Genomic DNA, 13,060 nt, shown 5'->3' on the forward strand with positions numbered 1-13,060 from the left:
AAGTTGCGGCCGAGAATAGGCAGTTCTGGTAAATCAGTGCTTAAACCAGGCGCCGAAATGCTCAGCTATGGGCGAAAATATCCGTTTCTTCCCAACCCAGAAGATCAAGCTTCGCACGCGTCGGCAGAAAGGCGAAACAGGCATCTGCATGCTCGATGCGGCCATCGCGGATGAGGCGTGCCGTCAACTTGTCGCGCAGGGCATGCAGATAGAGCACGTCGGAGGCGGCATATTCGAGCTGTGCGGGCGACAGCGTTTCGGCCGCCCAGTCGGATGATTGCTGCGCCTTGGAGATATCGACTTCCAGCATTTCCTTGAGATTGTCCTTCAGCCCATGCCGGTCGGTATAGGTGCGGCAGAGACGCGAGGCGATCTTGGTACAGAAAACCGGCGTGGTCGTGACCCCGAAGGTGTGGAAGAGAACGGCGATGTCGAAACGGCCATAGTGAAAAATCTTCTGGCGGGTGGGGTCGGCCAGCATCTGGACGAGGTTCGGCGCTTGCTTCTGGCCGGCGGCGATGCGGATAACGTCAGCCGTGCCATCGCCGGAGGAAAGCTGCACGACGCAGAGACGGTCGCGGCGCGGCACCAGCCCCAGCGTTTCCGTGTCGATGGCGATGGCGCCCTTGTAGCGCGCGGCATCTTCGGCGGAAATATCGCCTTCGTGATAACGGATGGTGGCTGCCATGTCTTGCTCCGGAAATTTCCTGTCTGTGGCACCGGCTATAAAGGAAAGAGCGTCTGGACGATACCGTTTTATGGGCCGTTTCCGTGCCGCTGCGGCTTGCCTTTGCGAAACAGCCCGGGTTAGGTTCGCAACATCCTTTCCTGACAGATCGCATGAATTCCCGATGACAAAGAAAATCTATCTCGCCGGCCCGGAAGTCTTCCTCCCGAATGCGCGTGAAATGCTCGACCTCAAGGCGTCACTGGCGCGGGAAGCCGGCTTTATCCCGCTTTCGCCGGGCGACCTGCAGATTCCGCCGGCGGATACCAGGATTGGCCATGGCTGCAACATCAATGAGATTGACGAGCGGATGATGCTGGAGGCGGATGCGGTGATTGCCAATCTCACGCCGTTCCGCGGTGTCGCCGCCGATACCGGCACGAGCTATGAACTGGGCTTCATGTGCGCGCTGGGCAAACCGGTTTTCGCCTATACCAATGTCGCGGCCAATCATTTCACCCGCATCAAGGCCCATTATGACGGCGTCGCCACGCTGGATGAAACGGGCCGGTATCGCGGCCCGGACGGGCTTTCGATCGAGAATTTCGACATGGTCGACAATCTCATGCTGCATGGCGGTATTTTGCGGCGCGGCGGTGTCATCATCGTGGGTGATGCGCCCGAAGACGCGCTTTATACGGATCTGACCGCCTACCGGCGTTGTCTCGCGGCGGCGGCTGAAAAATTACTGACACAGACTGACCCTGAAAAAACGACTTTAGTGGAGGCATCATCATGAGCGGCACCATTCTCATCACCGGCGCGACATCCGGTTTCGGGCAGGCCACGGCGCGGCGTTTCGTCAAGGAAGGCTGGAAGGTCATCGGCACGGGCCGGCGGGCGGAACGGCTGGAGGCTCTTTCGGCTGAACTCGGCCCTGCTTTTCACGGTGTCGCCTTCGACATCACCGACGAGGACGCAACCGAAAAGGCGCTGGCGGCTTTGCCTGATGGTTTCAGGGATATCGACATTCTCGTCAACAATGCCGGTCTGGCGCTCGGCACTGCGCCCGCGCCACAGATCGCGCTGAAGGACTGGCAGACCATGGTGGACACCAACATCACCGGTCTCCTGAACATTACCCACCATCTGCTGCCGACGCTGATCAAGCAGAAGGGCATCGTCGTCAATCTCTCGTCTGTTGCCGCGCATTACCCCTATACGGGCGGCAATGTGTATGGCGGCACCAAAGCCTTCCTGCGGCAGTTTTCGTTTGGCCTGCGTTCAGACCTGCACGGCAAGGGCGTCAGGGTAACCTCGATCGAACCCGGCATGTGCGAAACGGAATTCACGCTGGTGCGCACCGGCGGCAACCAGGAAGCTTCGGATAATCTCTACAAGGGCGTCAATCCGATCACGGCCGACGATATCGCCAATACGATCTATTGGGTCGCCTCGCAGCCGAAGCATATCAACATCAACAGCCTTGAACTGATGCCGGTCAACCAGTCCTTCGCCGGTTTCCAGGTCTATCGGGAAAGCTGATTTATCTTTCCTTTTCGGGATTGCTGAAAAACCGGGCAGGCCTCCGGGAGCTATGCAGAAATGCAATGCTGCATTGCGAGACTTGCTCTGGAAAAAAATGCGGAGACCGCTATATTCCAATCATCGACGCGACGCACTCCTCCTCCCAGTGTCGCTCGATGTGGATCGGTGGTACTCCTCCTCCCAATCACCGATCAAGTTTGAAGCCTGCCGCACCTCCTCCCGCGGCAGGCTTTTTCCTTTTCAGGACATCTTTTCCTTTGGAAGTTTTTTGCGTCGGTCCGGCTTTTCGCGGAAAGTGCCGCTATACCCCTTGGATTTCCGGGGGGTTTTAGATTTCTGCGTCAAGGCAAGCTGTGCGGGAATCGGGCGTATGTCGATCACGATTTCGTTATGTCTAGATGAATATGCACAGTTTTGTGGCGCTGCGCCCTGTCGGCCCATTGCTTAGGCCCCTGCCTGTGTTTAAGCATGTCGAAAAGAACGCTTGGGAGGTGCCGGCACGTCTGTGTCCGCGCGCCCGAAAGCGGCGGGGAGAGAATGGCAGAGTTTCAAGAGGCGCTGAAGCGATTTCAGCCGATCGCGGTTTCATCGATCGCTGAAGACGAGTTCAGATTGCGACTACGCGGCCTTCAGGCGCGGATGATCCAGCACAATGTGAAGGCGGTCTGGCTCGATGCATCATCGTCGCTGACCTATTATACCGGCCTGTCGCTTGGCCTTTCCGAGCGCATTCACGGTGCTCTCATTCCGGCCGAAGGCGCACCGCTTTATATCAGCCCGACCTTCGAAGAGCCGAAACTGCAGACGCTCATCCGCATTCCGGGTGAAGTCGCCGTCTGGGAAGAGGATGAAAGTCCCTTCGACCTGATGGCAAGACGGATCGGCGCACTTTCCGCTCCCGGTCATTTTGTCGCCATCGATCCCGCAACCCCCTTTGTCTTCGCATCTGCCCTGATGCAGCGTCTGGAAGGCCGGATCATTTCCGCCCAGACGATGATCGTCGCCCAGCGGCAGGTCAAGTCCGCGGCCGAAATCGCCCTCATCCAGACGGCGATGGATGCAAGCTATGGCGTGCAGAAGGCTGTCTTCGAAGGGCTGCGTCCGGGTATCTCCACCACGGAAGTCGCCGATTTCGTCAACGCCGCCCATATTGCGCTCGGCCTGAAACCGCTTTTCGTGGCTGTGCAGTTCGGTGAGGCGACGGCCTATCCGCATGGCGTGCCCTATGCGCAGACGCTGAACGAAGGCGATATGGTGCTGGTCGATCTCGGCGCCATTCTCCACGGCTATCGTTCCGATATCACCCGCACCTATGTCTTCGGCAAGCCGACGGAGCGCCAGCGTTTTCTCTGGAACGCCGAACGCGACGCGCAGGCTGCGGCCTTTGCGGCTGCCCGCCTCGGCGCTGCCTGTCAGGATGTCGACAAGGCGGCGCGCGACAGCCTGCAAGCGGCCGGTTTCGGCCCTGGTTACCAGGTTCCCGGCCTGCCACACCGCACCGGTCACGGGCTTGGGCTGGATATTCACGAAGAACCCTATATCGTTGCAGGAAATACCACGGCGCTTGAGCCGGGCATGTGTTTTTCCATCGAGCCGATGCTGTGCGTTTATGGCGAATGCGGCGTCCGTCTCGAGGATATAGCCTATATGACGGAGGCGGGGCCGCGCTGGTTCTGCCCACCGGAGAAGAACCTCGACCGGCTGTTTCAGCCGGTCGCCGGGTAATTGGTCGGGAGGCAAAGGACCGAATGGCGACACGGGTTTCCGCGTCGCCGCTGACCAGAAGAGGTAGGCCCCCAAACGGGGCCGCAGGAACTCAGAAAAAGAGGGAAAGGACCACCAGATGAAAACGCTGACCCGCAGTTTGCTTATCGCCTCTGCGCTTGCGATGGCTTCCGCCATGCCAGCCATGGCAAAGACCTTCGTTTATTGCTCCGAGGCATCGCCGGAAGGCTTCGATCCGTCGCCTTATACCGCAGGCGGCACCTTCGACGCTTCCGCGCATCCGGTCTACAACCGTCTGACCGAGTTCAAGAAGGGCACGACCGAAGTTGAGCCCGGCCTTGCCGAAAAATGGGACGTTTCGAGCGATGGTCTGGAATACACCTTCCACCTGCGCAAGGGTGTAAAGTGGCACTCCAACGACAAGTTCACGCCGAGCCGCGATTTCAACGCCGATGACGTGATTTTCAGCTACGACCGCCAGCGTGACGCGAAGAACCCGTGGAACCAATATATCGCAGGTATCACCTACGAATATTTCAATTCCATGGAAATGCCGTCGCTGATCAAGGACATCGTCAAGGTTGACGATTACACCGTCAAGTTCGTGCTGACGCGTCCGGAAGCCCCGTTCCTCGCCAACATCGCCATGCCTTTCGCCTCGATCGTGTCGAAGGAATATGCCGATGCCCTGGACAAGGCCGGCACCAAGGAAGACTTCAACAACCTGCCGATCGGCACGGGCCCGTTCAAGTTCGTCGCCTATCAGAAGGACGCGGTCATCCGCTACCAGAAGAACGCCGACTACTGGGGTGAAGCACCGAAGATCGACGACCTGATCTTCGCAATCACGCCGGACGCCGCCGTTCGCCTGCAGAAGCTGAAGGCCGGCGAATGCCACCTGATGCCTTACCCGGCACCGGCTGATCTGGCCGCCATCCGCGCCGACAAAACCCTGAAGCTCGACGAGCAGCCGGGTCTGAACGTCGCCTATTTCGCCTACAACACCACCGTTGCACCTTTCGACAAGCCGGAAGTGCGCAAGGCGCTGAACATGGCGATGAACAAGCAGGCGATCATTGACGCCGTGTTCCAGGGTGCAGGCCAGGTTGCCAAGAACCCGATCCCGCCGACCATGTGGTCCTATAACGACAGCATCAAGGACGATTCCTACGATCCGGAAGCGGCCAAGAAGGCTCTCGAAGCCGCTGGCGTCAAGGATCTTTCGATGAAGATCTGGGCAATGCCGGTTCAGCGTCCCTACATGCCGAACGCACGCCGCACGGCCGAGCTGATCCAGGCGGATTTCGCCAAGGTTGGCGTCAAGGCTGAGATCGTGTCCTACGAATGGGGCGAATACCTCAAGAAGTCGACCGAAGTGAACCGCGACGGCGCCGTCATTCTCGGCTGGACGGGTGACAATGGTGACCCGGACAACTTCATGGGCGTTCTGCTCTCCTGCGCTTCCGCAGGCGAAGGCGGCACGAACCGTGCGCAATGGTGCAACAAGGAGTTCTCCGAGCTGATCTCCAAGGCGAAGCAGTCCACGGACGTTGCCGAGCGCACCAAGCTTTATGAGCAGGCGCAGGTGATCTTCAAGGAACAGGCTCCGTGGGCGACGCTTGCGCACTCCACGCAGTTCGTTCCGATGTCCGCCAAGGTTTCCGGCTTCACCATGAGCCCGCTTGGCGACTACACCTTCGAAAACGTCGACATCGCGGAATAATCCCAAACAACGGACGCGCGGAAGGACCCTGTTCTTCCGCGCGTCTTTTCAGGAAAAAGCCATGATCCGGTTCATTCTCGGCAAACTTCTCTACCTCGTTCCGACATTTCTCGGGATTACCTTCGTCGCCTTCGCCTTCGTGCGCGTCCTGCCGGGCGATCCCGTGCTGTTGATGGCGGGCGAGCGTGGCATTTCGCCAGAGCGGCATGCGCTGCTTGCCGAACAGCTCGGCTTCGCCCAGCCCATCTGGCAGCAATATCTGCATTTCCTCGGACGGCTGCTTCAGGGCGATCTCGGCAATTCGCTGGTCACCAAGAAACCCGTTCTCACCGAGTTCCTGTCGCTTTTCCCCGCGACGGTCGAGCTTGGCCTTGTCGCCATCATCATCGCAACATTGATCGGCGTGCCGGTCGGCGTCATCGCCGCCATTCGTCGCGGCTCCTGGTTAGACCAGATCGCTATGACGACCGCGCTTGTCGGTTTTTCCATGCCGATTTTTTGGTGGGGTTTGCAACTCATAGTCCTCTTCTCTAGCACCCTTCAGTGGACGCCTGTTACGGGAAGAATCTCGCTGATGTATTTCTTCCCCCCCGTCACCGGTTTCATGCTGATCGACAGCCTGATTTCGGGACAGAAGGGTGCCTTCGCATCGGCTGTGTCACATCTCATTCTGCCCTCCGTGGTGCTTGCCACCATCCCGCTTGCCGTGATCGCCCGACAGACACGATCTGCGATGTTGGAGGTTCTGGGCGAGGACTACGTACGCACTGCGCGTGCAAAAGGCATGTCATCGGCGCGCGTCGTAGGCATCCATGCACTACGAAATGCGATGATCCCGGTCATCACCACCATCGGCCTGCAGATTGGCGTGCTGATGGCCGGCGCCATCCTGACCGAAACCATCTTTTCCTGGCCGGGCATCGGCAAGTGGATGATCGATTCCATCTCGCGTCGTGACTATCCATCTGTACAGAGCGGCCTCCTCCTCATCACAGGCATAGTGATGATCGTCAACCTGCTCGTCGATCTGACCTATGGCCTCATCAATCCGAGGATCCGTCACAAATGACCGATGTGACCACCACGCCCGGCGTCCGCCTTTCGGACGCCGCCATCCGCCGCCGGATGTTCGCCGATTTCTGGTTCTATTTCAGCCAGAACCGCGGCGCCGTCATCGGCCTTGCGGTCTTCCTTCTTCTGGTGTTGGTCGCGATCTTCGCGCCCATTCTTGCACCGCATGATCCGACCCAGCAATATCGCGATGCCTTGCTCGTCCCGCCGATCTGGCAGGAAGGTGGTCGTGCCGGCTTCTTCTTCGGCACTGATGCGGTGGGCCGCGACATACTCTCCCGCCTGATCTATGGCGCCCAATATTCGCTGTTTATCGGCATCGTCGTCGTTTCCATCGCGCTTGTCGGAGGTATCGTCATCGGCCTCGTCGCTGGCTTCTTCGGCGGCTGGGTGGATACAGTCATCATGCGGGTGATGGACGTCATTATGGCGATTCCCTCCCTGCTTCTGGCACTGGTGCTGGTGGCGATCCTTGGCCCGGGTCTGACCAACGCCATGATCGCGATCGCCATCGTCTATCAACCACATTTCGCCCGCTTGACGCGGGCTGCCGTGATGAGTGAGCTCAGGCGCGAATATGTCACTGCCGCCCGTGTGGCCGGTGCCGGTAATTTCCGGCTTATGTTCAAGACCATCCTGCCGAATTGCCTTGGGCCTCTGATCGTGCAAGCGACCCTGTCCTTCTCGTCTGCGGTCCTCGATGCCGCTGCCCTCGGCTTTCTCGGCATGGGCGCGCAGCCGCCCGCCTCTGAATGGGGTACCATGCTGGCGGACTCGCGTGAGTTCATGCTGCGCGCTTGGTGGGTTGTGACGCTTCCCGGCCTGACGATCCTGATCTCGGTGCTCGCCATCAATCTTGTGGGTGACGGCCTGCGCGATGCGCTTGATCCCAAACTGAAGCGGAGCTGAGCGATGAGCCTGCTGAAAATCAAGAACCTCACGGTCAAATTCGCCACCGCCACCGGCGCCTTCACGGCCGTCAACGGCATCGATGTCTCCGTCGACAAGCATGAGGTGCTGGCGATCGTTGGCGAGTCCGGTTCCGGCAAGTCGGTATCGATGCTCGCCGTCATGGGGCTTTTGCCCGATACGGCGAAGATCACCGCCGATGAGATGACCTTCGACGGCAAGAACCTTTTGAACATGTCGTCGCAGGAGCGCCGCAGGGTGATCGGCCGGGAGATCACCATGATCTTCCAGGAACCCGTCGCCTCGCTCAACCCGTCCTTCACGGTCGGTTTCCAGATCGAGGAGGTCCTGCGCCTCAATCTCGGCATGAGCGGCGCTGCCGCCCGTGCCCGCGCTCTGGAACTGTTCCGCGCTGTCGGCATTCCCGATCCCGAAACCAAGCTCAAGGCATACCCGCACCAGATGTCGGGCGGCCAGTGCCAGCGCGTGATGATCGCCATCGCGATTGCTTCCAAACCGCGGCTTTTGATCGCCGACGAGCCGACGACCGCGCTCGACGTGACGATCCAGAAGCAGATCCTCGACCTGCTGATGAAGCTGCAGGAAGAGTATGGCATGGCGCTGATCCTCATCACCCATGACATGGGCGTGGTGGCAGAAACCGCCGACCGCGTCGTTGTGCAATATAAGGGCCGCAAGATGGAGGAGGCGGATGTGCTGAGCCTGTTCGAGGCTCCGCAACATCCCTATACCAAGGCACTGCTTTCGGCCCTGCCGGAAAATGCCACCGGCGACCGTCTGCCCACGGTCTCCGATTTCTTCGGCAAGGAGGGCGTTCAATGAGCATTGTTGTCGAAGGCAAGGGCATTACCCGCCATTATCACGTTCCCGGCGGCCTGTTCGGCGGTGCCAAGACCGTTCAGGCCCTGAAGGGTATCGATTTTGCCGTCGAGCGCGGCAAGACACTCGCCATCGTGGGCGAGTCCGGTTCAGGCAAGTCGACGCTTGCCCGCATCATCGCGCTTATCGACCCGGCATCCGGCGGTGAGCTCAAGATCGAAGGCAAGCCGGTCGATATCGCCAAGCGTCGCCCGGACACACAGATGCGCTCCAAGGTGCAGATGGTGTTCCAGAACCCTTATGGCAGTCTCAACCCGCGCCAGAAGGTGGGGGACGTGCTGATGGAACCGCTCGTCATCAACACCAAAATACCGGCTTCGGAGCGTCGCGAGCGGGCCGAAGCCATGCTGGTGAAGGTCGGCCTCGGCCCTGAGCACTTCAACCGCTATCCGCACATGTTCTCCGGTGGCCAGCGCCAGCGTATCGCCATTGCGCGCGCATTGATGCTGAACCCGGCGCTGCTGGTGCTGGACGAGCCGGTCTCGGCACTCGATCTTTCGGTGCAGGCGCAGGTCTTGAACCTGCTGCGCGATCTGCAGGAAGAATTCGAGCTGACCTATGTTTTCGTCAGCCACGATCTTTCGGTGGTGCGCTACATCGCCGATGACGTGCTGGTCATTTCCAAGGGTGAGGCAGTCGAGCAGGGCACGCGTGAGGAACTCTTCGCCGACCCGAAACATCCCTATACGCGCCAGCTTTTTGCTGCGACACCTATCACGGATGTCGATGCCATCCGCGCCCGCGTGGAACGCCGCAAGGCGGCGCGGCTGGCCGTTACGGCTTGAGCGGTGAGATTAGTATCGGCAGCCTAAGCCTCGCCAGGCTGCCGATAACCGTCTCTCACAGGCCCGAGCATGACGATGGCGCGTTTCCCGCCAGCTCGTTTCAGGACTTCAAAAAACGCTCGATGGCCGCCAGCGCACCTTGCTCCCGAATGTCGCGATAGGCGGCTTTCAGGCTGGAGACGAAAGTCTCGTTTTTCGGCAGGTCCTTGCCAAAGGTGCGTTCGAAAGTCAGAAAACGGTCGACCACATCATCCGGTGCCATTGCCAGCTGGTCCGGCGCATCCCATTCCTTGAAAGCGGGATCGAGAATGGTGATCGGCTGCCCCTTTTCATCCCTGACCGCGCAGGATCTGATCCACAGGGCGACGGCAAAAATGATGGCCCTGCTTTCGGCCTTTTCCGCCAGCAATTCGCGCAGCGGAGCAAGAATGCGCAAGGGCACCTTCTGCGAGGCGTCGGAGGCGATCTGCATGGTCCTGTGCTGCAGCGATGGATTGGCGAAACGCTGCCGCAGGCCTGCCACGAATTCCGCACCGTCGACGGCGGGGTCCAGCGTTCGGTCGACTTCGTGCCAATAGGCATCGATGAAATCGCGCACGGTTTTTTCGGCCCATGCGTCGGCCACCGTCGCAAGGCTGGCGATCTGGCCGATGGCGGCGATGGCGCTGTGGGCGCCGTTCAGCATTCTGAGCTTCATATGTTCGTATGGCTCGACATCGCCGACAAATTCCACGCCCGATCTTTCGAGCGCCGGCCTTCCATGCGGAAAGCGGTCCTCGATGACAAAACGGAAATAGGGCTCGGCCACCACGGGCCAGACATCGCGCAGGCCAAGCGCCGCCGAGATCACATCCCGGTCCGCGTCGGTGGTGGCGGGCACGATGCGGTCCACCATCGAGCAGGGGCAGGCAATATTGGCTTCGATGAACGAGGCCAGCTCCGGATCGGCCAGTTCCGCAAATTCCAGCAGCAGCTTTCGCAGCACATGGCCGTTGGCAGGCAGGTTGTCGCAGGAAAGAAGCGTCAGCGGCAGCGAGCCTTCATCGCGCCTGCGCCGCGTGGCTGCAAGGATGAAACCGAAGATGGAGCGTGGTCGGTCGGGGTTTTCAAGGTCATGGACGATATCGGGATGATCGCGCAACAGGCTGCGAGAGGCGAGATTGGTCAGGTAGCCCTTTTCCGTCACCGTCAGCGTGACGATGAGGACACCCGGACCGGACAGCCGCTCCACCAGCCGTTCGGGGGCTTCCGGTGCGACGATGGTTTCCAGAATGGAGCCGATGATCCGCAGCCGCTCGCTCTGGCCGTCTCGCAGGCAGAATGCGTAGAGATTGTCCTGCGGTTCGATGGCGTCGCGGGTATCCGGGCTGCGCAGCGACGCGGCAACGATACCCCATCGGGTTTCGCCGCGATTGAGGCAATCATCGATGAAAACCGCCTGATGCGCCCGGTGAAAGGCCCCGACGCCGAGATGCACGATGCCCGGCGTGACGGTCTGGCGATCATAGGCGGGCGGTGCGACGGATTGCGGCAGGCGGGTAAGGGTGGCAGCGGAAAGCCGGTCTGTCATCGATACGAAATCCCTGTCTCGAAGGATAAATCCATGGTTCGTGCCGCGTCCATCACGGCGTTCTGGTTTTCGCACATCATGTCAATTTCTCCCCTGTTCCTGAACCGGTCATATTTCGATAGATCAGCCCCGGGTCTCTTTGAGCAGCCGGACCTGACGCAGCGTATTTTGCCGGCTGCGCTCGAGATGCCGCCACAGGGCATCGACGATCTGCGCCTTGCTGCCGGCGGCGATGGCGTCGGCGATATTCTGGTGCTCCTCGACCGAGCGGGCGTAATCGCCGAGGATCGAGACGAACACCGTGTGCGTCTGGTCGAGAATACGTTCATGTGAGCCGGAAATGACGGGAATGTGTGCCGCCGCAACCAGAGCCGCGTGGAAGCTGCGGTCATGAAAAAGCGCCTTCGATAATTCGTCCAGCGTTGAACCTTTGGCGAATGCGCGGTGTTGCGCCAGGCTTTGCAGCAGCTGCGCATGCAGCGCCTCGTTCAACTGCCCGGCGTCAAAAGCCACTTCCACCGCGCCTTTTTCGAGCAGCATTCGGGCGGCGTAGAGTTCTTCCACATCCTCGACGGTAAAATCGCGCACCACGATGCCGCGCCGTGAGGAATTGACCACCAGCCCGTCAGCCTCGAGCTTCAGGCAGGCTTCCTTGACGGGCGTGGGGCTGATGCCGAGATCGGCCGCAAGCTCATTGGGCAGCAGCCGTTCGCCGCCGCGCAATTTGCCGCTGACGATGCGGGCGCGAAGTTCCCGATGCGCCTGATCGGCGAGTGTGACTTTGACCAGCGTGTTCATGCCGGCATCATCACCCAGCTTCGCAGGGCAGGCAATGGCTGAATATTAAAAATAAAAAATTTTTTATTTACAAAGGCTGTTTTTCGGTTAGCTCTATCCCCCATTGGAAACCAACCGCCGGAGGAGGGCGGGCGGTCGCTCCCCAGAAAACCGTCACCGTGCCCATGGATCGCGGAAGGCTGGTCCGTTCCTCCTCGCAAGCCGTTCAAGCAATGAGGAATGACCGATCATGAAAATAACCGCTGTCGAACCTTTCATCCTGCATCTGCCGCTGACCTCGGAATCGATTTCCGATTCCACTCACAGCATCACCCATTGGGGCGTTGTCGGTGCGAAAATCACGACGAGCGACGGGATCGAGGGTTATGGTTTTACCGGCACCCACGCACATCTGCCCTCCGACAGGCTGATCACATCCTGCATCAGCGATTGTTACGCCCCCTTGCTTCTGGGTGAGGATGCATCCGACCATTCAAGGCTCTGGACGAAACTTGCCCGTTATCCGGCACTGCAATGGGTCGGCCGCGCGGGCATCACCCATCTGGCGCTCGCCGCAGTGGATGTGGCGCTCTGGGACATCAAGGCGAAAAAGGCAGGCGTGCCGCTCTGGCATCTTCTCGGTGGCGCCCGCACGGCGGCGGTGGAGGCTTATAATACCGATATCGGCTGGCTGTCCTTCACGCTGGAAGACTTGCTGGCGGGCAGCGTCAGGGCGGTGGAGGAAGACGGTTTCACGCGCCTGAAGGTCAAGGTCGGGCATGACGATCCGAATATCGATATTGCCCGCCTTGCCGCCGTCCGCAAACGTGTCGGTTCCACGATCCGCATTGCCATTGACGGCAACGGCAAGTGGGACCTGCCGACATGCCAGCGTTTCTGTGCAGGGGCGAAAGATCTGGATATCTACTGGTTCGAGGAGCCGCTCTGGTATGACGATGTGACGAGCCACGTCCGGCTGGCGCGCAACACCTCCATTCCGATTGCGCTGGGTGAGCAGCTTTATACGGTGGATGCGTTCCGTTCCTTCATCGATGCCGGCGCGGTTGCCTATGTCCAGCCGGATGTGACGCGGCTTGGCGGCATCACCGAATATATCCAGGTCGCCGATCTGGCGCTTGCGCACCGCCTGCCGGTGGTGCCGCATGCGGGGGAGATGAGCCAGGTGCATGTGCATCTGAGCTACTGGCATCCGGCATCGACCATTCTCGAATATATTCCGTGGATCAAGGACCATTTCGAGGAGCCGATCCATGTGCGTGATGGTGTTTACAAACGGCCCGAGCAGCCGGGTGCGAGCACCACGCCGCTGGCTGAAAGCTTCTCCCGTTATGGCAAGGCGGTGAAATAAAAAAGGCGGCGCAGGG

At 59.9% G+C, this 13,060-nt stretch carries 12 protein-coding genes; 9 read left to right on the forward strand and 3 right to left on the reverse strand.

Annotated features, from left to right (window positions below; all coding sequences use genetic code 11):
• Window positions 1-61: 61 nt before the first annotated feature.
• Window positions 62-688 (reverse strand): ribonuclease D, encoded by a 627-nt coding sequence (locus QD336_RS21395; protein WP_499172111.1) that lies wholly within the window; start codon window positions 686-688, stop codon window positions 62-64.
• 163 nt (window positions 689-851) lie between these two features.
• Here QD336_RS21395 and QD336_RS21400 point away from each other — a divergent pair, with 163 nt between their 5' ends.
• The 8 genes from QD336_RS21400 to QD336_RS21435 all read left to right on the forward strand — a co-directional run bounded on the left by QD336_RS21400 (window position 852) and on the right by QD336_RS21435 (window position 9,328).
• A complete protein-coding gene (locus QD336_RS21400; protein WP_499172112.1) occupies window positions 852-1,466 on the forward strand; it encodes a nucleoside 2-deoxyribosyltransferase in 615 nt (204 codons plus the stop codon).
• Window positions 1,463-2,212, forward strand: coding sequence for an SDR family oxidoreductase (locus tag QD336_RS21405; protein WP_499172113.1), 750 nt, complete (start codon window positions 1,463-1,465; stop codon window positions 2,210-2,212). Before QD336_RS21400 ends, QD336_RS21405 begins: the two co-directional genes overlap by 4 nt.
• A 540-nt stretch (window positions 2,213-2,752) precedes the next feature.
• Window positions 2,753-3,940 (forward strand): M24 family metallopeptidase, encoded by a 1,188-nt coding sequence (locus QD336_RS21410; protein ID WP_499172114.1) that lies wholly within the window; start codon window positions 2,753-2,755, stop codon window positions 3,938-3,940.
• Between the two features lie 118 nt (window positions 3,941-4,058).
• Window positions 4,059-5,663, forward strand: coding sequence for an ABC transporter substrate-binding protein (locus QD336_RS21415; RefSeq protein ID WP_269347359.1), 1,605 nt, complete (start codon window positions 4,059-4,061; stop codon window positions 5,661-5,663).
• 61 nt (window positions 5,664-5,724) lie between these two features.
• The gene (locus QD336_RS21420; RefSeq protein ID WP_499172115.1) at window positions 5,725-6,732 is read left to right on the forward strand and encodes an ABC transporter permease subunit; all 1,008 of its coding nucleotides are present in this window, start codon (window positions 5,725-5,727) and stop codon (window positions 6,730-6,732) included.
• Complete coding sequence (locus QD336_RS21425) at window positions 6,729-7,643, forward strand: ABC transporter permease subunit (RefSeq protein WP_499172116.1); 915 nt, start codon at window positions 6,729-6,731, stop codon at window positions 7,641-7,643. Before QD336_RS21420 ends, QD336_RS21425 begins: the two co-directional genes overlap by 4 nt.
• A 3-nt stretch (window positions 7,644-7,646) precedes the next feature.
• On the forward strand, window positions 7,647-8,486 hold the full coding sequence (locus QD336_RS21430; protein WP_499172117.1) for an ABC transporter ATP-binding protein: 840 nt from the start codon (window positions 7,647-7,649) through the stop codon (window positions 8,484-8,486).
• Window positions 8,483-9,328 (forward strand): ATP-binding cassette domain-containing protein, encoded by an 846-nt coding sequence (locus QD336_RS21435; protein WP_269347350.1) that lies wholly within the window; start codon window positions 8,483-8,485, stop codon window positions 9,326-9,328. The genes QD336_RS21430 and QD336_RS21435 overlap by 4 nt, the downstream gene beginning before the upstream one ends.
• 100 nt (window positions 9,329-9,428) lie before the next feature.
• On the opposite strand, the gene QD336_RS21440 is transcribed toward QD336_RS21435, so the two are convergent.
• On the reverse strand, window positions 9,429-10,898 hold the full coding sequence (locus QD336_RS21440; RefSeq protein WP_499172118.1) for a mannitol dehydrogenase family protein: 1,470 nt from the start codon (window positions 10,896-10,898) through the stop codon (window positions 9,429-9,431).
• Window positions 10,899-11,021: 123 nt separating this feature from the next.
• Window positions 11,022-11,696, reverse strand: a complete 675-nt coding sequence (locus QD336_RS21445; protein ID WP_499172119.1) for a GntR family transcriptional regulator — start codon at window positions 11,694-11,696, stop codon at window positions 11,022-11,024.
• A gap of 229 nt (window positions 11,697-11,925) precedes the next feature.
• On the opposite strand from QD336_RS21445, the gene QD336_RS21450 reads away from it, so the two are divergent.
• Entirely contained in the window at window positions 11,926-13,044 is a 1,119-nt protein-coding gene (locus tag QD336_RS21450; protein WP_499172120.1) for a mandelate racemase/muconate lactonizing enzyme family protein, read from the forward strand.
• Window positions 13,045-13,060: the final 16 nt, after the last annotated feature.

The organism is Rhizobium sp. BR 250 (assembly GCF_047445855.1).
In the GTDB taxonomy this organism is placed as follows: Bacteria; Pseudomonadota; Alphaproteobacteria; order Rhizobiales; family Rhizobiaceae; genus Agrobacterium; species Agrobacterium tumefaciens_I.

Coding starts and splice junctions, on each gene's coding strand:
- QD336_RS21435 (WP_269347350.1), top strand. CDS start 8,483: ATGAGCATTGTTGTCGAAGGCAAGGGCATTACCCGCCATTATCACGTT.
- QD336_RS21430 (WP_499172117.1), top strand. CDS start 7,647: ATGAGCCTGCTGAAAATCAAGAACCTCACGGTCAAATTCGCCACCGCC.
- QD336_RS21450 (WP_499172120.1), top strand. CDS start 11,926: ATGAAAATAACCGCTGTCGAACCTTTCATCCTGCATCTGCCGCTGACC.
- QD336_RS21405 (WP_499172113.1), top strand. CDS start 1,463: ATGAGCGGCACCATTCTCATCACCGGCGCGACATCCGGTTTCGGGCAG.
- QD336_RS21420 (WP_499172115.1), top strand. CDS start 5,725: ATGATCCGGTTCATTCTCGGCAAACTTCTCTACCTCGTTCCGACATTT.
- QD336_RS21440 (WP_499172118.1), bottom strand. CDS start 10,898: ATGACAGACCGGCTTTCCGCTGCCACCCTTACCCGCCTGCCGCAATCC.
- QD336_RS21395 (WP_499172111.1), bottom strand. CDS start 688: ATGGCAGCCACCATCCGTTATCACGAAGGCGATATTTCCGCCGAAGAT.
- QD336_RS21410 (WP_499172114.1), top strand. CDS start 2,753: ATGGCAGAGTTTCAAGAGGCGCTGAAGCGATTTCAGCCGATCGCGGTT.
- QD336_RS21445 (WP_499172119.1), bottom strand. CDS start 11,696: ATGAACACGCTGGTCAAAGTCACACTCGCCGATCAGGCGCATCGGGAA.
- QD336_RS21425 (WP_499172116.1), top strand. CDS start 6,729: ATGACCGATGTGACCACCACGCCCGGCGTCCGCCTTTCGGACGCCGCC.
- QD336_RS21400 (WP_499172112.1), top strand. CDS start 852: ATGACAAAGAAAATCTATCTCGCCGGCCCGGAAGTCTTCCTCCCGAAT.
- QD336_RS21415 (WP_269347359.1), top strand. CDS start 4,059: ATGAAAACGCTGACCCGCAGTTTGCTTATCGCCTCTGCGCTTGCGATG.